Origin of the sequence: Treponema sp. OMZ 857 (genome assembly GCF_024181085.1) — a bacterium.
GTDB lineage: Bacteria > Spirochaetota > Spirochaetia > Treponematales > Treponemataceae > Treponema.
In genome coordinates this window covers 31,001-53,990 of record NZ_CP051147.1, presented here as the reverse complement: position 1 = coordinate 53,990, position 22,990 = coordinate 31,001, and the positions used below count along the sequence as shown (strand labels likewise).

General features: G+C 45.9%; 17 protein-coding genes, 2 tRNA genes and 1 pseudogene. 8 read left to right on the top strand and 12 right to left on the bottom strand.

The features are described 5' to 3' along the window. Nucleotides 1-234: 234 nt before the first annotated feature. The 6 genes from rpoN to E4N66_RS00170 form a co-directional block, all read right to left on the bottom strand. Nucleotides 235-1,767, bottom strand: coding sequence for an RNA polymerase factor sigma-54 (gene rpoN / locus E4N66_RS00195; protein ID WP_253728443.1), 1,533 nt, complete (start codon nucleotides 1,765-1,767; stop codon nucleotides 235-237). Nucleotides 1,768-1,769: 2 nt separating this feature from the next. Continuing rightward, nucleotides 1,770-2,792 carry an omptin family outer membrane protease gene (locus tag E4N66_RS00190; protein WP_253728442.1) on the bottom strand — a complete coding sequence of 341 codons (1,023 nt, stop codon included), beginning with the start codon at nucleotides 2,790-2,792 and terminating at the stop codon, nucleotides 1,770-1,772. 105 nt (nucleotides 2,793-2,897) lie between these two features. Beyond that, nucleotides 2,898-2,969, bottom strand: a tRNA-Pro gene (locus E4N66_RS00185). 64 nt (nucleotides 2,970-3,033) lie between these two features. Beyond that, nucleotides 3,034-3,107 (bottom strand) — tRNA-Asp (locus E4N66_RS00180). Between the two features lie 78 nt (nucleotides 3,108-3,185). Then, on the bottom strand, nucleotides 3,186-4,187 hold the full coding sequence (locus E4N66_RS00175) for a permease (RefSeq protein ID WP_253728440.1): 1,002 nt from the start codon (nucleotides 4,185-4,187) through the stop codon (nucleotides 3,186-3,188). 11 nt (nucleotides 4,188-4,198) lie between these two features. Continuing rightward, nucleotides 4,199-5,389: a THUMP domain-containing class I SAM-dependent RNA methyltransferase gene (locus E4N66_RS00170; RefSeq protein ID WP_044014404.1), complete on the bottom strand. Its 1,191-nt coding sequence runs from the start codon at nucleotides 5,387-5,389 to the stop codon at nucleotides 4,199-4,201. 180 nt (nucleotides 5,390-5,569) lie between these two features. Between E4N66_RS00170 and E4N66_RS00165 the strand changes: the two genes are divergently transcribed. The 8 genes from E4N66_RS00165 (at nucleotide 5,570) to E4N66_RS00130 (ending at nucleotide 14,707) form a co-directional block, all read left to right on the top strand. After that, entirely contained in the window at nucleotides 5,570-9,121 is a 3,552-nt protein-coding gene (locus E4N66_RS00165; RefSeq protein ID WP_253728439.1) for a right-handed parallel beta-helix repeat-containing protein, read from the top strand. A gap of 325 nt (nucleotides 9,122-9,446) precedes the next feature. Further along, complete coding sequence (locus E4N66_RS00160; protein ID WP_253728438.1) at nucleotides 9,447-10,958, top strand: NAD(P)H-hydrate epimerase; 1,512 nt, start codon at nucleotides 9,447-9,449, stop codon at nucleotides 10,956-10,958. A gap of 81 nt (nucleotides 10,959-11,039) precedes the next feature. After that, nucleotides 11,040-11,300: a type II toxin-antitoxin system Phd/YefM family antitoxin gene (locus E4N66_RS00155; RefSeq protein WP_044014397.1), complete on the top strand. Its 261-nt coding sequence runs from the start codon at nucleotides 11,040-11,042 to the stop codon at nucleotides 11,298-11,300. Then, nucleotides 11,290-11,604 carry a type II toxin-antitoxin system RelE/ParE family toxin gene (locus tag E4N66_RS00150; RefSeq protein WP_253728436.1) on the top strand — a complete coding sequence of 105 codons (315 nt, stop codon included), beginning with the start codon at nucleotides 11,290-11,292 and terminating at the stop codon, nucleotides 11,602-11,604. Before E4N66_RS00155 ends, E4N66_RS00150 begins: the two co-directional genes overlap by 11 nt. Nucleotides 11,605-11,677: 73 nt before the next feature. Next, the gene (locus E4N66_RS00145; protein WP_253728434.1) at nucleotides 11,678-12,553 is read left to right on the top strand and encodes an SPL family radical SAM protein; all 876 of its coding nucleotides are present in this window, start codon (nucleotides 11,678-11,680) and stop codon (nucleotides 12,551-12,553) included. A 49-nt stretch (nucleotides 12,554-12,602) separates the two neighbouring features. After that, nucleotides 12,603-12,866: a hypothetical protein gene (locus tag E4N66_RS00140; protein WP_044014390.1), complete on the top strand. Its 264-nt coding sequence runs from the start codon at nucleotides 12,603-12,605 to the stop codon at nucleotides 12,864-12,866. A gap of 363 nt (nucleotides 12,867-13,229) precedes the next feature. Further along, on the top strand, nucleotides 13,230-13,877 hold the full coding sequence (locus E4N66_RS00135; protein ID WP_253728433.1) for a SanA/YdcF family protein: 648 nt from the start codon (nucleotides 13,230-13,232) through the stop codon (nucleotides 13,875-13,877). Nucleotides 13,878-13,948: 71 nt separating this feature from the next. Further along, entirely contained in the window at nucleotides 13,949-14,707 is a 759-nt protein-coding gene (locus tag E4N66_RS00130) for a glycerophosphodiester phosphodiesterase (RefSeq protein WP_081984405.1), read from the top strand. Here E4N66_RS00130 and E4N66_RS00125 read toward each other — a convergent pair. The 6 genes and pseudogenes from E4N66_RS00125 to ychF all read right to left on the bottom strand — a co-directional run. After that, the gene (locus E4N66_RS00125) at nucleotides 14,664-15,689 is read right to left on the bottom strand and encodes a CDP-alcohol phosphatidyltransferase family protein (RefSeq protein WP_044014384.1); all 1,026 of its coding nucleotides are present in this window, start codon (nucleotides 15,687-15,689) and stop codon (nucleotides 14,664-14,666) included. The two genes, E4N66_RS00130 and E4N66_RS00125, sit on opposite strands and share 44 nt — an antisense overlap. A 91-nt stretch (nucleotides 15,690-15,780) precedes the next feature. Next, nucleotides 15,781-17,133 carry a glycine--tRNA ligase gene (locus tag E4N66_RS00120; protein ID WP_253728432.1) on the bottom strand — a complete coding sequence of 451 codons (1,353 nt, stop codon included), beginning with the start codon at nucleotides 17,131-17,133 and terminating at the stop codon, nucleotides 15,781-15,783. Between the two features lie 20 nt (nucleotides 17,134-17,153). Continuing rightward, complete coding sequence (gene gltX, locus E4N66_RS00115) at nucleotides 17,154-18,677, bottom strand: glutamate--tRNA ligase (protein ID WP_253728431.1); 1,524 nt, start codon at nucleotides 18,675-18,677, stop codon at nucleotides 17,154-17,156. A gap of 228 nt (nucleotides 18,678-18,905) precedes the next feature. Then, a complete protein-coding gene (locus E4N66_RS00110; protein WP_253728430.1) occupies nucleotides 18,906-21,311 on the bottom strand; it encodes a helix-hairpin-helix domain-containing protein in 2,406 nt (801 codons plus the stop codon). Between the two features lie 393 nt (nucleotides 21,312-21,704). Next, nucleotides 21,705-21,791 (bottom strand): DUF933 domain-containing protein, encoded by an 87-nt coding sequence (locus E4N66_RS13020; RefSeq protein WP_371922469.1) that lies wholly within the window; start codon nucleotides 21,789-21,791, stop codon nucleotides 21,705-21,707. An 11-nt stretch (nucleotides 21,792-21,802) separates the two neighbouring features. Further along, nucleotides 21,803-22,876 (bottom strand): annotated as a pseudogene (gene ychF / locus E4N66_RS00105) (redox-regulated ATPase YchF); the annotation flags it as partial. Between the last annotated feature and the right edge of the window lie 114 nt (nucleotides 22,877-22,990).

Sequence of the window (22,990 nt, the reverse complement as noted above, 5' to 3'; positions counted from 1 at the left end):
GCTCGGTAATTATTGTTATAATAAAAACACTATTTTGTCTACTACTATACCATTTTCTTAATAAGTCGATTGTAACGGCACATATTCATAAGACTGCTGAAAAAACCAGACATACCCTCAGGCTTTCTACCATTCACACAAGAACCTTATATACGATGTTCACTACTGCAGATATTAAACCTACAAGATAACGTATTCACATACAAACCTCAAAAAAAATCTACAAGAGGGATTTTACGCCCTATCATACGACGAACCGATATCCAGTTCTTTTCGGTATTTTGCGACGGTGCGGCGGGCGACGGAAATACCGTATTTTTCTTGCAGCAAGTCGGAAATTTTTTGATCCGAAAGTTTGGAACCTTTTGCTGTATGTTCGGTAAGGAGCTCTTTAATGCAATCCTTTACGCCTTCTCGTGTTGCGGGAATGGTTGATGACGCGGAAGCATTGGATTGCAAAAATGCTCCCGACTCCAAAGAAGCGTTGGACTGTATAGGGCTGGACTGCGGCTGCACTGCTACGGCATTGGTAAAAAAGTATTGTATCTCAAAAGTGCCCCATTGGCATTGTACATATTTCCCGGCAACCGCCCTCGACACGGTAGATTCATGGACATCCAATTCCTTTGCTATCTGCTGTTGCGTAAGCGGAACCAATCGCCGTTTATCTCCCGTTAAAAAGAAAGCTTCTTGTACCGATACTATTTTACGCAATACTGCTACAATTGTTTTTTCCCTCTGGTTTAAACTTCCGATAAAAACCTTTGCCTTTTGCATCTGCTCTTTAATATACGTTTTAGAGTCGGAATCTTTTGCGTGGCTTATTAAATCCTGAAATTCGGGCGAGACTGTAAGAATCGGAACTTCTAAGTTATTTATTCTTACGGTGAATTCTTGATCATTCCGCTCGATGAACGCAGTTGGAATGATATATTCGTCCGGTGTTATATCCGGCGTAAAGGCTCGTCCCGGAAAAGGATTGAGCGATGCAATCAATGCAAGAATATCTTCTGCATTTTCTTGTGTCAGCTTATAGGGAATTTCTTTGTTTTCATTGACGGCACGTACGAGCGAATACGGACGCGCTTTTTCCAAATAAGCAAAATGATGCGCCAAAATATCGATAGTATAGGCATAAACAGGGTCTATTTCGGTCTTTTTGTGGAATAATATTTTTGCCTGAACCAAAAGCGATTGCTTAAAATCCCGTGTTGCACATCCGATAGGATCAAGCCGTCGAACAACCGATAATGCATGAGATATTTTATGCCGCGTAAAAGCGAGGGCTTTCTCTCCTTTGTTTTTAGATAGTTCCGTTTTAAAAAGTTCGTTTAGCGGGACAACGTGGAAACCGTCATTTGTTAAATTTCCGATAATCCGTTCAGCAAAAGACGCGGTAAGCGGATCCAGCTTGTGAACAAACAGTTGTTCCAAAAGATGACTTTGTAAGCTCTGCTGCTGAGGCGCCGGAATATTTTCTAAGAAAGTCTGGAATACGTCGCTTGCTTCCGTCGAAAAGGATGACGATGTTCGGTCGTTGCGGTAGTACGGCTCTTTCCGTTCGAGCAGTTTTGCTTGACCGGTTGGCGCAGGCGATATTTGTTGTGTTCCGTGGATGAGTTCCAAAGCAGGATTTTCGGCAAGCTCTTCCGCAATTCTTTCTCGAAGTTCGACGGTCGGCATTGCCAATATATCCAGCGATTGGATTTGACTTTGACTCATTCGCTGCTCAAGCCGTTGCCCGAGCGTTTGCCCCATTTGCTGCATGGTTACCGGCCTATCCGGAAGGCACACCCGATCGAGCAGGTACAACCGCGTAAAGACGTGCCTGCGGAATTGGGTGGTGTATAGGAGCTTGGCTTAGTTGAGGTGATGTCGTTATAAATAATACTACTACCTTCCATTGTTATACAATATTGATAAAAAAGATTAACGAATACTGAAACGAATGGCAGGCAGTTCCAATGTAACCGGAGATTACCGTGCAATGCCCATCCGCCGCCCAGAATGTCAACATATCGCACATTAGTAGCATGGTGGATATCTTCTGCGAAAGCTGTAATATCGGCTGTAAGGTGAAAATCCGATAAAAGCGTTAGTTTATAAGGGAGCGTTGCTTCAAAAGCGACTCCTATTGCCGGTATCATTAATTGTTGTTGATACGATACAGCCGATCCTATATGCGGCACCTTAGGTAATGCAGGGCTCCACGGTTCATACGTTCCGTTCGGCCGTATTTTTGCATATTGCAGATAGCCCCCATAGGAATGCCAACTGATTTTTGAATAGTAAAAACTGAGCATCGGTTCTATCGTCATTGCAATACCGGCGCTCCTCATTGCTGCAGACTGCGGCATCGGCAACTGTAAACCGAGTTTTGCCATCCAGCTTAGCCCGTTAACGATTGTACAGTTATGTTTGGAAAATTTGGTTATTCCCGTCTGCTGAGGAGTCGCCAGAATCCCCTCAAAGTCCAAATCGGTCATGGGTGCGGTAGCCATCGGCTGCATAAATGAAATATTCCCTTCAAGGTGAATCCCTTTCGGGAAATATACGCCGCCATAAAGCGTGTAAGAGGCCGAAGGTATAAGCGGCCATTTTAGATCACTTAAAATGGCATCATAACGGCACACATACTCGCGGCTTTCGGCAATCATGGTGTTCAACGAAAATGCAATAAAGCCGCTTACCGGAAATTTTTTTGTCTTTTCAGCAGTATCGAGACGCTTTGCGTCCTGTGCTAAAAGTATTGGTGGTAAGAGGAAAAAAATGATAAAAAATACTAAAAACAAGCGACACGGCCGCATAGCGGAACTATAGTCTTAATTTGTAATCTACTCAATATCTTTGGATAGGGATGATAGGCTATTCTTATCGTTTTTCAATTTTAGGAAAGATCGGGCAGGGGGGATTTGAACCCCCGACTTCTTGGTCCCGAACCAAGCGCGCTACCCCTGCGCTACTGCCCGTTTGTGTGATTATATCGTAACTATTATAAAAATAAAAGCTCACCACTTGCGCGGTGAGCTTCTTCGGGAGCGACGGGGCTCGAACCCGCGATCTCCGGCGTGACAGGCCAGCGCGATAACCAGCTTCGCTACGCCCCCGTAATGGCGGTAATAATATACTTATTGGAATAAAAAGTCAAGAGAAATATGACGAAATTTTCTCAGAAGCTTCTTTAATCATAAAACCAGTCGAATCAACACTGAAATGCCGATAAAATTGATCGCCGTGATAATAAGCGTAAGTTCTATCACAAACCTCTTTTTAAACAAAGACAACAGCATAAAGAGGTTTTTTATATCCATCATCGGGCCGTATACTAAAAAACCGAGGATTGAACCGAAGGAAAATCTGTTTAAGAAGCTGCGGGCGATAAAGGCGTCGGAGGTGGAGCAAGCAGAAAATACAAAAGCGAAAAGCATCATCACAAGAAGCGAACCTGCCGCACTGCCGCTTGTTATGCTGAAAAACTCCTGAGGCACGGCCGCGCGTATCAGGGCGGTGATAAACGCACCGAGGATTAAAAAGGGGCCTGTGGTAAAAAATTCCGAACAGGTGTGCATCAATAGGACGTATACTTTTACTTGCAGCCGGTGCGCTTTGCTTTCTGTAGCGGTGCCCTCGAAATTGTCCGATTGAGCTTCGCTGCGGCTGTTCTGTGTACTTCTGCCTGTTGCAAGACGAAATGCTGCCACAGCACTATCAAGGGAATGCGGCTGGGCTGTCGGTTGCGTATCAAAATCTTCCTTTAAGTATTTTTCTTCGGGGTAAAACAGCAGTAAAAGCCCAATCGTAAATGCAATCAGCAAACCGAAGAACAGCCGGTAGAACGCTACGGACGGCTGTTGCGGGAAGGCGTACAGCGTCGACACAATCGAAATAGGGTTGACGATGGGGGACGCAAGCATAAAAGTAACCGCTATAGGCATCGCGACGCCTTTTTTAATCAGGCTGCGCATCAGCGGAACGGCGGCACACTCGCAAACGGGGAACAACGCTCCGGCAAAGAGCGCGGTTAAAAAGCCGAGCCCGTATTTTTTAGGAAAAAGCTTGATCAGCAACCGGTCGGGAACAAAAGCGTATAGAGCCGAGGACAAAAGCGCCCCCAGCAGCATGAACGGCACCGCCTGCAACACGATACCGGTAAATACCGTATGTACGGTAGAAAAAAATGCCGTCATATAAAACCTTTCTACAATCCGTATGAATACAGGCAGGTGTCGAGGTTACCGCTCTTTAACGGCCGCTTTTTGAGCGTAATGCCTGCACGCAGGAATATGTCTGCAAAAGCCGGTTTGTCGGTAATAAAACCTAAACGCCAGTTGTCAAACTCGTGCGGAATGGACGTCATTTTTTCGTAGAGCGTGGTTGCTTCCTGTTCATCGCCGAGGCGGTCTCCATAAGGCGGATTGGAAAGGAGCACCCCTTCGGGATACGGCGCGGTAAGTTCGCTAAAATCAGCTTGGATAAATTCGGGGCGCGGGATACGGTTATCTTTTCCAATCCGTTGCAGCGCTTTGCCTGCAAGCATACAAGCGCGCTCCGCATTGGTTTGCGCAAGCCGCACCGCCTCAGGATCGTTGTCGGAACCGCTCACTCGCACCAAGCAATCCGTGCGGATATTGAGCGCACCGCGCCGGCGCTCTTCTTCAATAAGCTGCCGGTCTTTTTTAGACGAATAACAGGTAAAGGTTTCAAAGGCAAAGCTGCGGCCGATTCCGGGCGGGATATTATAGGCATACCACGCCGCTTCAATCGGGATGGTACCCGAACCGCAAAAAGCGTCATGCAGCGGCAGCTTCCGTTTCCATTGCATACACTGCAACAGAACAGCCGCCAGCGTTTCCCTCATCGGCGCGGCGCCTCCGCTTAAGCGGTATCCCCGCCGGTGCAGCGGCTCTCCCGAAAGGTCAAGCAGCAGATACACGCGGTTATGTTCTATGTATATGCGTATACTGTACTCTCTCCCTGTTTCCGGTAATACATCCATCTTCCATGCGGAACAGAGCGCGGTGCATACCGCCTTATGAACAGCCCGCTGCACTGCATGTTCGGAAGCGAGTTTACTCTTAAAGGTTCTGACTTTGTCTACCGTTATCTTGGAATCTTTGGAAAAAAAACGCTGCCAATCTACTGCGGCAACGGTGTCATACAACGTATCGAAGTTATCAGCGGCAAATTCTTTCAGGACGAGATAGAGCCTGTCCGCAGTGCGGAGGTAAAAGTTTGCACGCATAATGCTTACGACTTCAGGCTCCTTCAGTGTAGAGGTAAAAAAAACACGTCCCGGCAATCGGTTAACCGGTTTAAAGTCTAACAGTTTTAATTCATTTGAAAGGATCGGCTCCGCGCCGACTGCGCAAAGCGCTAAAAATTCAAGCATGAAAGGACTATACTCATTTTAATTGATTTGCACAATTGGATATTAGGGAATGCCGGGGCAGCTTGAGCTTTTAGCGATGCCCTTGTTATTTCTATAAAAATAGCAGATACTCAAGCCCATAATACAGCTGTTTTTTATTATCGGTTTTAATAATCCCTTATCCTCAAAACGAAGGAACGTATGCGTAAAGTTTTTACCCTTTTAACCGGAATTTTTTTCACTTTTTTATTTACCTCTTGTGAGCAGTTTACCTCGGATATAGATACATATTTGGGGTATTGGGCGGCAGAGATTGCTCCGGTAAGCTATAGCATTGATCAGCTTCAAAAACCGTACCCAACAAATAAAGACGATGTCTTGTGTATACCATCAACAAGCGATGTAACGGTTACGATTAACCTGCGTAATCCGAAAAACTTTACGCTCGTTATGCCTAACTCCCCTTCTCTCGATGCAGGAAAGGTTATCACATTTCCCGGGCTTTCGCCGCAGCCTGAGTATGGCGAGTTGAAAGACTACACTTTAACGCAAACCGCAAACGATAAACTGGAACTTAAATACAAATCGACCTTTTTGCAAGCGCACGAGTGGGGTAACGGTAACATTAGTCCTGAAATTACCTTCATCACTGGCCGCAGGGTGTTTCGTAGAAAGTTCAACTTAAATTTAAAAGTTGACACCGCCCCTGCTTTGGAGTACGCGGGAATCGGAAAAACGACGGTTGGTACTGACAACTACTATGTGCTTTTATTCCGCGTAAAAGGTATGAATACCCCGATTACCGACAGCAGTGTACATAAAGACATCAAGAAATTGATTGTTACGGCGGGCGGAGGAAGCCCTGTTGAGATTCCGCTTACCTTTAACACAGGCAAGACAGACTTTGTAGCGAGTGCCGATCTTTTAGCCTCAGCAGATGTAGTTTCGTTGGATAGTTCCTCGCTTCCGTCACCGACCGCGCAGGATTGGATACTCCGCTTAAAGACCGATGTAAAAGTAGATGGTCATGAAAAAGCATACAGAGTCAGCATAAAAGACGCACAAGGAGTAAGTTCTACGGTTATATCGGCAGGCACGCCAAAAAACAAGCTGGCTGATGTGGAATTGCTTGACGGTTTCACCCCAATGGCGGAAACCCCTACATCGCCGGGAGTATCTGAGGCAAATCCGAAAGTATTTGCAGGTATGAGCGTAAAAACCTTGACAGCAAAAGCACAAAGCGGAGCGGCGATAACGGGAGCTATCTATAAGAAAAACGGCAGCGCTTGGACAGAGACGGATACCGTAAGCGGTATAACGCCTGTTACGGTAAACTTACCGGCGCTCGGCACAGGCGAAACCGAAGCGCTCTACAAAATTACTCTCAAAGCTCGGTTAAGCGGCTACGACGACAGCGATAAAAAAACATTCTTTGTCAAGCTTTTACGGCAGGAGCTTCCCGTCCTTAAAATAAAACAGGATTTTAGCAGTTCCGGTCAGAGTTTCCATAAAAATATTTCAACAGCAACGAAAGGCTATGTTAACGAAGACATCATTCCGGATGCGGGAAACTATAATACCGCAACAACGCCGCTGGTTATTTACAACTTAAATGGCGGGGCAGCGTTCCTAATCGCTCCGCGTACAGGTAGCGGTGCAACAGTAAAATATCAACTGAACACCGATCCTGAACACTCAGCAACGATGGAAGCCCCCATAACATTACCAAACGCCCCCACACACACTCTCCAAGTATGGGCTGTAAAAAACGGCATAGAAGGCCCTAAAACAACACTGCATATTAAGGTGATAAAGGCTATTACCACCTACAGCGAGCTTAAAAATGTCGTACAAAATGCTCCGGCTGGAAATGAAATAAGAATCAACATTGACAATGATATTACTGCTCCTTCCGATATTGGTAATACCGAAATAGCGGTAACAGGCGGCAAGAAACTGATAGCGCTGCCTAAGCCGGGCGATTCGAGCCATATTATAAACGCAGCCGGAAAGGGACGGATATTCAACATAAGCGGAAGCGGCACGGAGCTGACTTTGGAAGATATAAAGCTTGAAGGCGGCAATGCCGGCGACGGCAAAGGCGGCGCGGCTTACGTCGAAACGGGCGGCATACTTGTGCTGAAAGGCAAGACTGTTATTACCCCATCCATCGGCAGTGAAGTAAACACGCCGGGCAAAAATGACGTGTATCTGGATATTACAAAGAGTTCTTCGATTAAAGTGGATGGTGCTTTGACGAGTACCGAGCCTATTGTTGCCCGTATTACACCTGTACCATACAGCGATACGCATAGAGTGCTTACGGGCACGGCCGTCGGCAGTGAATATATCAAGTTCAGTGTAACACAAACCTTCGATTCAACAAACCTATGGAAAATAAAGAATGACGGAAAATTGGAAGCGATTCCTAGTGTTATAAACGGCTCGGACTCCCTCGCATGGCAAAAGCTAAAAAATGCCGTGCAGAATTTCCCCAACGGTAGTATTATCACTATCAACGGCGAAATTAAAGCGACAAACGAAGGTTCGGGCCCGACAGCCAATTACGGCGAAATCGTTATCAACAAGAACCTCACGATTAAGGGCAAAACCGGAGCGGCTTCGGATATTCTTAACGCAAACGGCACTACCACGGATCCCAATGCCCCTCCGATGAAGCACCGCATCTTCAAGGTAACAAGCGGCAAAATGCTTACCCTTGAAAACCTGACGCTCAAAAATGGCAAGGCAGAAGGGACTGCACCGGCTGACTGCGGCGGGGCAATTTACACAGACGGCGGTACAATCAATATTACAAACTGCACGATTACCGGCAGCGAGGCGGGCAACGGTGGAGCTGTTTATGCACGTCAAAACAGTACCATAATGATGAGCGGCGGTAAAATCTGCGCCAATAAAGCATCGTCGTTCGGCGGTGGTATGTATATATACACCAGTACATTGAAACTTACAAACAATGCGCTCATCGGCGGTGAGCAATATTATGCAGATTCCGCACCCAACAAGATAAAAGGTAATATTGCAGAGAACGGCGGCGGTATATATTTTGCCTCAACCGGTAACAAAACATTTAAGATGGAAAACAGTACCATCTCTTTCAATACCGCAGAAGCTGCTTTGCCTAATAACAACAGCGGCGGAGGCGGCGTGACACTTGGCTCAAACATAGAGTTTACAATGAAAGGTGGTGCAATTAAAAACAACAAAGCGGTCAGTATGAGCGGCAGCGTGTCCGGCGGCGGCATAGCACTGGGCAATTCGAATAGTAAGTTCATTATGGAAAGCGGCAATCCTGAAATCTCCGAAAATAAAGCAGAGAGTACGAGCGGAAGCGCTTCCGGAGGCGGCGTATATGTTGCCTTAGGTGCAACCTTGGATATTAAATCGGGAAATATTACCGGAAACGATGCAAAACAAGGGCGAGGTGTGTATGTATCTTCTCCTTCAAATATGCGTATGTCCGGCAGTGCAAAAATCGATACAAACAACGATGTGTATTTGGGTGGCAGTCCCTCCAATGCAAAAATAAAACTTGACGGGGCTTTGACCGGCACAACTCCCGTTGCATGCATTACCGTACCGAACAACAAATATAACACGAGTACGCAAGTGCTGGATGGCGATATAACAGACGGTACACCGCAAAACTACACCAAGTTTATCGTAACGCAGCAAACGACCCCCGCACAGGAGTGGAAGGTAGGCAATGACGGCAAACTGATACGAAAGTAATCGTAAATAGTAGAACATAGGAAATTGGGACTGGATACTATTACCTATTCCCAATTTTTGTGCGCACGTGAGTGTATATGAATATATTGCTTTTAAGCTATTGAATAGACAAATTTATATATTGACATAAACTGCTAAATGTTTCAAATATAATAGGTTATCTCTAAAAGTCCGGTTATGGGTTAAGTGTTTTTAGAGCGGGCTATAACACCTTAATTAAACGGGGATAAAGCGATGGAAAATCGGTAATTAACACAACCGCGGGATGTCGAAAAACTTCAGTGTTTAGAGATGCCTAATAGTGCCTTTCTGAGAGGTCTTTTTTATGGAAAAGATATTTGACTCGGTACGGGATCTGGATAAGCGGGCGGAAGATGCCTTTAACCTAAAAAACGGCGTTCTTATGGAACATGCTGCCCGCGGTATGGTCGAACGTATTCGGAATCTTCTTTCATCACGTTTATTGTACCCACAAAATATACAGGGACGTTCGAGGCAGAACAATGCTTTGGATTTACCGTCTTCGCACATAAAATCGCTGCAGATGGAACTGCCGCTTGTGCAGATTGTCTGCGGTTCGGGTGATAACGGCGGAGACGGGTACGCTCTTGCGCGGCTTCTTGCCGATTTTTGTACTGTTCGGGTTGTCCCGGTAAAAGAACCGAAATCCCCTTTATGTAAACTGCAACGGGAACGGCTTGAACTGCTTGGTATTCCGGTAGTCGCTGAATTGCAGGAACGTTGTGATGTACTGGTTGATGCGGTGTTCGGCACTGGAATCCGCGGCAGCCTCGATAGCGAAATGTGCGCCTTGATTGAGCGGATGAATGTAGTACAGGGCTATAAGATTGCCTGCGATATTCCGAGCGGTTTAAATGAATTCGGTATACCGTCGCCTGTTGCGTTCAGCGCCGATGAAACTTGTACCATGGGAGCCCTTAAAACTGCTCTCTATGCCGACGCCGCAAAGGATTATACCGGCACTATTCATGTTTGTAATCTCGGTCTGCCGCGGCGATGCTACGAAGGTGAGACCGACACCTTTCTCCTGTCTGTGGAGGATATGAAGCTGCCTCACCGCCGCGTGCAAAATACCCACAAGATGAGCTACGGGCATGGGCTTTTTTTCTGCGGCGAAAAGACCGGCGCCTGCATACTGGCGGCCACAGCTGCGCTCCACTTCGGAATCGGTTTGGTGACAGTATTCGGAGAACCTGTGCCTGCTGCTCCGTTCGATTTTATGTATACGTTACAGCTACCCGAAAACTTTTCCGCAGCAATGGTCGGCTCCGGATTAGGGCGAAGTTCCGATGCACAGGCTCGGGCGCTCGACTTCCTTTCACAAGAGCACGTTCGGGAACAGCCTCTCATTCTTGATGCCGATATACTGCATAACACAAGACTGCCTGAACTGCTGCCGCTTTTCAAAGCGCCTATTCTAACGCCGCATCCAAAGGAGTTCCAAAGTCTGCTTGCAAATAGCGGGCTCGCGCAGGTAAGTGTCGCTGAAATACAGGAGCGCCGGTTTGAATATTTGAGACTGTTTTGCGGCGCTTTCCCGCAGGCAGTCATAGTATTGAAAGGCGCTTATCCGCTTATCGGGTGCGGAAGCCGCGTGTTTGTGAATCCGCTCGGAACCAATGCGCTCGCCAAAGCGGGTTCGGGCGATGTACTGAGCGGGATGATTACCGCATTAGCGGCGCAAGGATATCCGCCTCTTGAAGCAGCTCTGACAGGTAGCCTTGCCCATGCCGAAGCTGCAAAACTCCTGCATACTTCCGACTACGGTTTAACGGCGAGCGCCCTTGCGGAGGCCGTTACTAAGCTAGGGTACTAAAGGAGTAACAACAAACTATGCCAAGACCTAGATAGACAATACGGCTTTATTGTGGTATTATCATGCCATAGAGGGATAGTTATGCCGCAAATAGTTCCGATACGTGATTTAAAGAATACTGCAAATATTTCCGCCTTGTGTCATGAAAGTAATGAACCTATTTTTATAACAAAAAACGGTTACGGCGATATGGTAATTATGAGTATGGAAACGTTTGAAAGAAACTCCTTTTTTTATCGTCTGTATGATAATCTGAATGCGGCGGAGCTGGATGTGAAAGAAGGGCGTGTTATCGATGCTGATGATGCAGTTGCAGAACTAAAATCCAAGTATGGTTTATAAAGTCAGAGTAACCGATAAAGCAAAGACTGATCTTGATGAAATTATCAGGTATATTGCGGAAAAGCTTTCAAATGTAACAGCTGCCGCCAATTTGCTTGCGGACTTTGTAAAACAGAAAAATAATTTAAAGGATTCGCCATATATGTATCCCCTTTGTAATGATATAAAATTGCAGAAGAAGGGATATCATAGATTCCTTTTTTATAAAAACTATCTAGCTTTGTATTCGATTGATGATAAAGAAAAGATTGTACATATATTGCATATATTTTATGCAAAAAGAGATTATGCAAAATCGGTATAAAACAAAGCATTGAAAAAATATAGGGCACGATAACAGCCATCTCTAAAAACTGCCGGATTTTCAGGAATAACAGATGCACTTTGTACAAGCAAAAGGAATTTTATCAGCTAAAAATGGAATGAACTTATACCGCGGTTGTACACATGGGTGTATCTATTGCGACTCGCGCAGTGAGTGTTATCATATAAACCACAGCTTTGAAGATATTGAAATAAAAGAAAATGCAATAGAGCTGCTTGAAGATGCCTTGCGGCGAAAACGAAATAAGTGCATGATCGGTACCGGGTCTATGACCGACCCGTATATGCCGTTGGAAGAAAAACTCGGGATGACGCGGAAAGCGATAGAGACTGTCCACCGCTACGGTTTCGGTTTTACGGTGATAACAAAATCCCCGCTTATATTACGCGACCTCGAACTTTTACAGGCGGTAAACACCAAAGCAAAATGCGTTGTACAAATGACGCTGACCACCTATAACGATAGCTTGTGTAAAATACTTGAACCGAATGTTGCGGTTACCAGTGAACGGTTTACTGTGCTAAAAACATTGCGCGACGCAGGTATTCCCACCGTTGTATGGCTTACACCTATTCTCCCCTTCATCAATGATACGGTGGAAAATCTCGAAGGTATTTTACAGTATTGTATCGAAGCAAAAGTACGCGGCATCATCTGTTTCGGCATGGGCTTAACGCTGAGAAACGGCAACCGCGAATATTTTTACAAAAACCTTGATGCAGCGTTTCCGGGCTTAAAAGAACAATATATCCAGCGTTACGGTACCCGCTATTCCGTTATGAGTCCGCACAATACACGTCTGATGAATATCTTCCGCACGCGGTGCAAAGAAAACGGCATAGAAACCAATCCCGATGTTATATTTGCGTATTTAAGCGCCTTTGATAAAATCCCCGGAAAGCCGAATGCACAACTGGAATTGTTTTGATATAATGGAAGTCAATACGTAAACAAATCAAATCAATTAGGAGCATATCATGAATGAAAATGAAACTGTAGAAAAGAAAAAGCAGACGCTGCAAGACATTGACATACCGAAATATATCCAAATTGCCAGCGTCATTTTTATTACGCTCTCTATTCTTGCTGCAGCACTTAATTTAGTTATTGATATTTTAACGCAGGGGCATGCAACATTAAATCAATTAGCATATCTTGAAAAGGTCGTATCGAATGTAACGCTCGGATTGGTATTCTGGGGAACAGGCCAAGTATTCGCGAAGTTATTGAGAAAGGCTTAAACTACATGAACCGGCTGTTAAAATATCTTAGATTGTATTTTGGAATTTCTCTTATCCTTTCAATACTCGGATGTATTATTATAGTGATGTCTATACCGATGTCTTTTGATGGGTATACCGCGTATCCAATTTTCGAACAAAAGCCGTATTTTTTCGTGGTGTTACAATTTATTGCTCAAATGATCAGTTCAATCAAAGTAATATTCGGCGCATTGATTGTTAGCCTTATCGGTTTTTTTATCGTTCTACACTTTCGCCGTCTGTACGGAATGTTACGAAGAATGGTATAACGCAACTATCTGTCATTATTATCGTTAAAATTGATGGGAAGATACTATGAAGATATCAAAACGCAGAAGTTTTATGAAAAAAATATTTATTGTATGTGGTGCGTTTATTTTTGTCGCGCTTTGGATCAATTACGATATGGTTCGCTTTGCAAAACAATATGTCAAAAATGCTGATGATGAGTGCCTCTCGAAATCTGATTGCATTTTAGTGTTAGGTGCGCGTGTTTGGCGCAACGGACAGCCGAGCCATATCCTAGAAGATAGAATTATAACCGGTATCGATTTGTACCGTGCCGGTATTTCGCCGGCGATTCTGATGAGTGGTGATCATGGTACAAAAAGCTATGATGAAGTAAAAGCAATGAAACAGTATGCAGTAGAAAGAAGTGTTCCTGCTGATTGTGTGTTTACGGATCATGCCGGTTTTTCTACGTACGATAGCTGTTACCGAACGCGTGATATTTTTTGTGCAAAAAAGGTTGTGATTGTAACACAGCAGTATCATTTATATCGGGCTCTCTATATTGCACGCTGTTTGGGTCTTGAGGCATACGGGGTTGCAAGTGACCGGCGGTTTATCTACGGAGAAAAACGCCGTCAGATACGGGAATTTTTTGCGCGGATAAAAGCAGTCGGTGCAATACTGATTAAAGCCGCTCCCCGTTATTTAGGTGAACAAATCCCTATACAAACTTCACCGGGAAGTGCGACAGATGGTTAAGTCTGTGATAAGTCTGTGATTGGAAAAATCTTACGTGTACATCATTGCCCCCTCTGTGCTATAATCCCGTCATGATGGAAAAAACAATGCTTAATATTGCACACAGGGGATTCCGCAGCCGGTATCCTGAAAACACCATGCTTGCCTTTCGGAAAGCAGTAGAAGCCGGGTGCGACGGGATAGAGTTTGATGTGCATCTTTCAAAAGATGGCGAGGCTGTTATTATTCACGATGAAACGGTTGACCGCACGACTGACGGTACGGGGTTGGTCGGACAGAAAACATACCATGAGTTAAAAGCGTTGAATGCCGCAAAGCCGCATCCTGAAACGATAGATTTTGCATCCATTCCTTCATTGCGGGAATACTTTGAATATATTGCAACACAGCCGAATATTATTTCAAATATTGAATTAAAAACCGGCGTTTTTGTTTATGAAGGAATTGAAGAAGTTGTATATCAGCTGATGAAGGAGTACAAACTGATCAGCCGCTGTATTGTGTCGTCTTTTAATCACGAAAGTGTACTACGGATGAAGAAGCTCGATGCATCGGTTGTTTGCGGACTATTGGTAGACAGTTGGCAAATTCATCCTGAGCAGTATGTGCAGAACCTCGGTATCGAATGTTATCACCCATCAGCTTATTGTGTAACGCCCGAACTGGTTGGGGCTTTGCACCGGGCTGGTATCCGTGTCAATCCGTGGTTCGGCAGTATTCAGTGCGATTACCGGCAGCTGATTGAAATGGGGGTAGACAGTCTTATTACCGACTACCCCGATCGGATTACCGCGTTGATGAAAGACCTTCATCCGGCGGCGGCGGATTAATCCAATACCAATACTGCCGGTTTATTCTGACAAACGAGATAAACTTTATCGCAACCCGTACTACCAAATATACAATTTGTACATGTTGAATAAGTGAAGTATAATTCGGGATCAAAAAGAATAATATGAATGAAAGAGGGATGATAATGTCCGGTAAGCACTCACGGCTGTCAAGGTTTGTTGCTGCTAAAAGTGAAGAAAGGAAAAATACATTATAGAAACTTACCACACCTGTGATATACACCATATTGTTCTTCCCAAAGAGACAGGCAGCGGTATAGGTAACGGCAAACGATAGTATTAAATGCGCAATGAGACGGATAGAAATTGCATGAGATCGGATGATTGAATGAATTGCGGAGATGGCTGTTCCCGACATAATAGTGATCAGCAGAGCTTCTCCGCCTGTTATATTCAAAATAAGAACTGTATCTGCTGCTGCGTGAATCGACGGTATTGACATAAGCCACGATGTCAACCCGATAGCAACAATTCCTTCATTGGATCCGATTTTTCCAAAAAACATTACCCGCCGCTTATAGCGTTCCCAGAAACTTCCAATCTGCCCGGCATATAAATTAAAGAAGCCTATTGTAATAAGAGCCGGTTTTGTTATCTTGAAAGATATCATCAGAATACTCATTAAAAGACCGGTCACAAAACAGTCTAAAAAATGGTCAAAATATTCACCAAGCGGTGAACCGGTTCCTGTTTTTCGAGCTTGTTTTCCATCGGCACAATCGCCGGTCAAATACATCAGTGCAAGTAATGGAATAAGCCACCAGTGGTCGTACCTTCCGACATAGTACCCATGTACTGCGACACAAAAAGCAGTAATAATACAAAGAAAGGATGAAAATGTAATAAAATTTGCCGGTACACGATAAGGTAAAATTTCTACCAAAGGATTAACGAAAAACTTATATAATATCGGCGATAGAATAGATTGATCTTCTGCACTATATAAATATTTTTTAGCCATAGAAAACTCCGCGTAAGAGAGTATTGCGTCCCGTATAACACTCGTGTCGCTGTTTATGTTGTGCTATCTGTATTATACGGGAAAATATCGCCTACGCCCTTGTGTAATTTTTTATTTCGGTTCTGATGCGGTTTGCAAGTTCTGTGCGGGGAATGCGAACCTGCTCCATAGAATCGCGGAAGCGTAAGGTTACGGTTCCGTCTTCTTTGCTGTCATAATCGACGGTAACACAGAACGGAGTTCCCGCTTCATCTTGGCGGCGGTATCGTTTACCGATTGCGCCGGATTGGTCGTAGTCTGTGCGGAAGTCTTCGCGCAATTCCGCTTGAATATCCTGTGCCAATTCCGCAAGTCCGTCTTTTTTCATCAAAGGCAGCACCGCTACGGTAATCGGCGCAATAACCGGATGAAAATGTAACACGGTTCGCCAATCATCATCGTTGCCTTTATCGGCAACTTTTTGCTCTTCGTACGCATCGCAGAGGAACATCAAAAGGTTGCGAGTTAAACCGGCAGAGGTTTCGATGATATACGGAATATACCGCTCGTTGCCGTTATCTTGATCGATATACTGCATATCCTTACCGGAATATTCGGTATGGCGGGTCAAGTCAAAATTCGTCCGGTTGTGTACGCCTTCAAGCTCTTTAAAGCCCATCGGGAATTCGTATTCGATATCGTAGGCGTCTTTTGCATAGTGAGCAAGCTCATCCGGGCCATGCTGATGCCAGCGCAGCTTATCCATGCGGACACCGTGCTTTTTGTAGAACGCCCACCGCTGTTCACGCCAATAGTTGAACCATTCGTCGTCGGTACCGGGTTTTACAAAAAACTGCATTTCCATCTGCTCAAATTCGCAGGTGCGGAAGATAAAGTTTTTGGTTACGATTTCATTTCTGAATGCCTTACCGATCTGCGCAATACCGAAAGGGATTTTCATACGATTGGCTTGCGCAACGTTTTTATAGTTCACGTAAATACCCTGTGCAGTTTCGGGGCGTAAGTAGATGAGGTTGCTATTATCGTCCGTCGGCCCGATATGGGTTTTAAACATCAGGTTGAATTTCCGTACATCGGTAAGCTCGCCGCCGCAGTCGGGGCATTCTTTTTTGGCTAACTTGTCTTGATCAATCTGATCGGCACGGAAACGGGCCTTACACTTCTTACAGTCCACCAACGGGTCGGTAAAGTTTTCCACATGTCCCGATGCTTCCCACACACGCGGGTGCATCAAAATTGCGGCGTCGATACCGACAATTGAGTTGTGCAGCTGGGTCATTTCCTTCCACCATGCGCGGGCGATGTTGTTTTTTAATTCAATCCCGAGCGGACCGTAATCCCATGCCCCGTTTTGCCCTCCGTAAATTTCAGAAGACTGAAACACAAAACCGCGCCTTTTGCACAGGCTGACAATTTTTTCCATTGAAATTGCGTGATCTTCCATACTGTAAACTCCTCTTTTAGTTATGCAAAGCGTTCCTTGATTGTTTTTTCGATACGGGCAATAGAGCGGTCTATACCTAAGATCTGTATCGAACCGACCAGCGGCGGACTTACGCGGCTGCCCGTAACGGCCATACGCATCGGCATCATAAAGTCGCCCAATTTAACGCCCATTGCCTCTGCCTCCGCACGGAACACCTCGCTTGCCGCGTGCTCGTCAAGGTTTGCAATCGAAGGCAGAACGATCTTTGCTTTTTCGAGTACCGCCTTCGTTTTCTCCGCATCCAGTTTCTTGGGGATAATCTCTTCTGCAGGCGGCACAGTCGGTTCTTCAAAGAGGAACCGCACCATTTGCGGGGCTTCCGTCAAAAAGTGGAGGCGTTCTTTAATGAGTGGCATCACCTTCATCAGCATTGCCTTTTGTTCATCGGTAGGTTTAAGCAGAGTCTGGTCGGCAAAACGTAATCCGGCTGCTTCACGCGCTGCTTGATCTTGCTCACCGAAGATTCCGGAGTTCGCAATGAACGGCCATGTCAACTCAAAGAGTTCTTCATCGGTTTTAAGCCGCATATACTGTCCGTTAAACCATTCCAGTTTTTTATAGTCGAAGATTGCAGGGGCTTTATTGATGTGTTCGGGATTAAAGCGTTCTCCCAATTCCTGGAGTGAGAACATATCTCGGCCTTCTTCGTAAGAACAGCCGAGCATCGCAACATAGTTGATAATCGCTTCTTTTAAATAGCCGTTATTGCGGAATTCATTACAGCTGGTCGCGCCGTGCCGCTTGGAAAGCTTATGTCCGTCATTTCCCATTACCATCGGTAAATGGCAAAAATCAGGATGCTCCCAACCGAATGCCTTATACATAATGACATGCATCGGTGTAGATGGAATCCATTCTTGGGCGCGCATGACATGCGTAATCTTCATTAAGTGATCATCGACAACGTTTGCCAAGTGATAGGTGGGGAAGCCGTCACTTTTCAGCAAGATAGGGTCAGGGTTGATGTCTTCATTTTTCCACTCGATTGTACCGAGGAGCACATCGTGGAATACCGTTGTTCCTTCAAGCGGCACCTTGAGACGGATAACATAGGGTTTTCCCGCTGCGATATTCGCATCGATTTCTTCCTGCGTTAAATTACGGCAGTGTCGGTCATATCCCGGAGGCATCTTATTCATGGTCTGGATTTTTCTAATGCGTTCGAGCCGTTCTTCATCGCAAAAACAATAATAGGCATGGCCGCTTTTGACCAGTTTATCGGCGTACTCGCGGTATAATTCGGAACGTTGCGATTGAATATAGGGGGCATAAGGGCCGCCGCGCGGGCCGCCTTCATCCCAGTCCATTCCAAGCCAGTCAAGGGTATCGTAAAGATTTGTTTCGTATTCGGCAGCATAGCGGGTTTGATCGGTGTCTTCTATACGCAAGATGAATTTTCCGCCGGTAGCGCGGGAAAAAAGATAATTAAATAATGCAGTACGTACTCCGCCAATGTGCTGTAATCCTGTCGGAGACGGAGCATAACGGCTTCGAGTTTCCATATTTTACTCCTAACCATTTTGTAAAAAAATGACAGTTTATAATTATAGAAACTTTTATCCTTTTAAGCAAGTACGGTTTTTTTAATTGGTTGTTGTCATGGATAATCGGTAATTGCCGAAACTTTAGTTCCGAATTGCTATAAAGATGTAGAAGACCGGAAAAACGGCCCCTAAAGAATCAACACCCCCGATGCTCTGTACTGGAGGTGTTGATTGGAATGGGCGGCCTTACTTCTTATTAAAGAACGCTGCAAAGGGATTGTACTTTGTACCGTCGTCGTCCTTGCGTGGTCGGGCTTCTGCGACACGCCGCTCCGAACGGACTGCGGGCTGCCGCTCTCCGCGGTGGCTCAGGTGTTTTTCACCCTGTACGGCAGGGGCGCCGCTGCTAGTCTTAACCGCAACGGTTTTTCCGTCCTTAGTCTTTACGGTAATCTTTTTTACTTCCACCTTTTGCTTTGCAGTTAGCTTTCCCTGTACCCCGCTTTCGCTTTTCCGGCTGAGTGAGATGCGGCGGCGCGCTTCGTCGAGTGCAATAATCCGGCATTCGACAATATCGCCGACCTTTACCGCCTCAAGCGGGTCGGAAACAAAGCTGTCGCTCATTTCGGAGATGTGCAGCAGGGCGGTTTCCTTAATACCGAGGTCAACAAAGGCGCCGAAGTCTACAACGTTTTTGATCTTGCCCTTAACGGTCATGCCGAGTTTCAGGTCTTCAAACAAGAGAACGCCCTGCTGCATAATCGGCTTGGGGCAGTCCTCACGAGGGTCCCGGTTCGGTTTTTTCAGTTCTTCGATAATGTCGCTGACTGTTTGCTCGCCGAGCTGATATTTTTCCTGCAGCTCTATGCGAACCTCTTTGGTTACCGGTTCGTTTTTACGTACAATCTGATAGATAACCTCCGCTGCAGGATAGTTTTCGGGGTGTACCCACGAGTTATCCAGCGGATTGGCGCTCTCCGGTATCTTTAAAAAACCGGCGCATTGTTCAAAGGTCTTAGGCCCTAAACCGCTCACGTTATGAAGTTGCTCCCGGTCGGTAAAGATGCCGGTTTTTTCGCGGTGGCTGACAATTTTTTTCGCCAATCCGCTCGTAATACCGGACACGTATTTGAGCAGCGAGGCGCTTGCGGTATTCAAATTGACGCCGACATTGTTTACTACCGAACCGACAACCGCATCCAGCTCTTCTGAAAGTTTTTTCTGGTTTAAGTCATGCTGATAGAGCCCGACACCGATAGACTTGGGATCGATTTTGACGAGTTCGGCAAGGGGATCCTGCAAGCGCCGCCCGATGGAGATAGCACCGCGGATGGTCAAATCCAAGTCGGGGAACTCTTCGCGCGCCACATCTCCTGCGGAATACACAGAGGCGCCGTCCTCATCAACTACCGTAAACAGTACTTCGGGGCAATGCGTTTTAATCACATCGGACACAATTTCTTGTACCTCGTGAGAGCCTGTCCCGTTGCCCACTGCGATGAGCTGCACCTTATAGTCTTTCACCGCCTTGAGCAGCGCCGCTTTTGCTTCCTCTGTCTTATGCTGATAAATAACAAAAGAGCCGAGGTACTTGCCGGTTTCGTCTAAGGCGGCGCATTTGGTGCCGGTTCTGATACCGGGGTCTACGCCGAGTACACGGGTTCCCTTAATGGGCTGCGTCATCAAAAGGTGTTTTAAGTTTTCGCTAAAAATAGTAATGCCGTGGGTGTCGGCATCTTCGCCTAAGTTGCTGCGGATTTCGCGCAATACCGCCGGGCTGAGCAGCCGGACAATGCCGTCTGCAATCGCTTCACTGTAGTATTTGTTGTGCTGTACCGAACGGCTCTGTACCCGCGCAACCGCTTCGTCTACATCAACATTGATTTTTACTTCCAATACCCCTTCACGCTCTCCACGGTTGATGGCAAGCACCCGGTGCGGTTTAATCTGGTTCAGCGCTTCGGAATAGTCCCAGTACATCTGATACACGGAGGTTTTCTGCGCTTCTTCATCCCCGATACCCTTCACTTCAAAAAGACCGGTTGCCATAAAGAAGTCATGTACCGCTTTCCGGTTTTCCGTATCCTGTGCTGTTTCTTCGGCGATAATATCGGAAGCTCCCGCAAGCGCCTCCTCTACCGTCGGCACATTGAGTGTCTCATCTTCACAATCGGTTTTAACAAACTCCTGCGCCCGTTTTACAAGCTCTGCTTCCTCCAATTCCTTCATTAAATCCGCTAAGCCCTGCAAACCGCGTTCGACGGCAAGCATACCGCGTGTCTTTTTCTTCTTTTTGAAGGGTGCCCAAATATCTTCAAGCTCTGCCAGCGTTGATGCCTTCATAATGTTGTCATAGAGCAGCTCGGTCAGCTTTCCCGCTGCAAACACACCCCGCACAATTTCAAGCCGCCGTGTTTCCAAGTTGACATAGGATTTAAACAATTTATCGGAATCCCGAACTTGAACTTCATCGAGCGAACCGTGCATTTCTTTACGATACCGTGAAATAAAAGGAATTGTGCATCCTTCGTTGACCAATGTGATAACTGCGGAAACCTGCTGCATTCTAATGTTCAGCTCTTCCGCAATTCGTTTCATAATTTCGACCTCATTTACCGTAAGGCCGTCAATAAACTCTTGAGTTAATTCCATGCGGGCGAGTATACCGAATTTTCGCTTTTTTTTAAAGGGGATAAAAAAATGCTACAGGTGTCTTTCCGTAAGCCTTTTAAAAAGATGTGGGTAGATACCTTGCCAGCAAATGTGCGCCCATGCACATTTGCTGGCGGCGAGTTTTTGCAAAGCAAAAACGTCGCTGCCGTATGGAACCACGGACATCCTTGTCCGTTCTGATACGACGCAACAACGCAGATGTCCACATATTTTAAAAGAGCCCCTTTGGCAATACCCCTTCCGTAAGCCTTTTGAAATAGACGGTGCAGATACAAGGCGCGAGCGAAAATAAAGCGGAGACGTACTTTTTGTACGTTGAGCATTTATTTTTGTGTAGCAACGCAGTAGATGTACCGTATATTTCAAAAGGTGCTAGACGTTGAATTTGAAAAATATGATATCCCCATCCTGCACGATGTATTCCTTGCCTTCTTGGCGGTAGCGGCCTGCTTCTTTGATTTTTTGTTCAGATCCTGCACGATGTATTCCTTGCCTTCTTGGCGGTAGCGGCCTGCTTCTTTGATTTTTTGTTCAGAGCCGTATTTGAGGAAGTCGTCAAAACTGTAGACTTCAGCTTTAATGAATCCTCGTTCAAAGTCGGTGTGGATAACGCCGGCCGCCTTGGGAGCTGTATCTCCTGCATGGATTGTCCATGCGCGGCATTCGTCTTTTCCGGCGGTAAAAAAGGTACGGAGGCCAATCAAATGATACGCTGCATGGGCAAGAACCGATAAGCCCGAAACTTTGAGCCCGATCTCTTCCAAAAAGGCAGCACGTTCTTCCGCATCGTCGATATCGGCAAGCTCCGCTTCAAACTTTCCGCAGATAACGACGGTTTCGGCTCCCTCCTGTGCGGCGATTTTTTTAACCGTTTCGATATACGCATTCCCGTTTTTGATTCCGTCTTCATCGACATTACAAACATACAGCTGTGGCTTCATGGTAATCAGGTGCGTGTCGTACATCACGGCTCGCTCTTCATCGGTTAAATTGGCATTGCGGGCGCCCTTTCCGTCTTGCAGCAAGGGCTTGATTTTTGCAATTGCGCTCATCGCAATCGCCGCCTCTTTCTGCATATCTTTACCCATACGGGTTGCCTTGTCCGCCCGTTCCGCCCGCTTTTCCAGCGAAGCAAGGTCGGCAAGTGCGAGTTCAATATTGATAGTTTCGATATCCGAGGCGGGATCAACTTTGTTATTTACGTGAACGATGTCGGGATTATCAAAGCAGCGCACGACATGCGCAATAACACCTACCTCACGGATATGAGAAAGAAACTGATTGCCGAGCCCTTCACCCTTTGAAGCTCCCTTTACGAGTCCTGCAATATCGACAAACTCGACGGCAGCGGGGATGGTCTTTTTCGGTTCAAAAAATTGAGAGAGCTTTGCAAGCCGTTCGTCAGGCAGATCGACGATACCGACATTGGGGTTAATAGTACAGAACGGATAGTTTGCCGCCTCCGCAGGGGCACGGGTTAATGCAGAAAAGATGGTTGACTTGCCGACATTCGGCAGTCCGACAATACCGCAGTTTATAGCCATAAGGGAACCTCTTTAATCGATTATATTACATAGAAAGACAGCTAAAATCTTTATTTTTCTATACATACGGATATTCTAAGAATCACGAAATCCCAATGATTATTAGTGTAATCT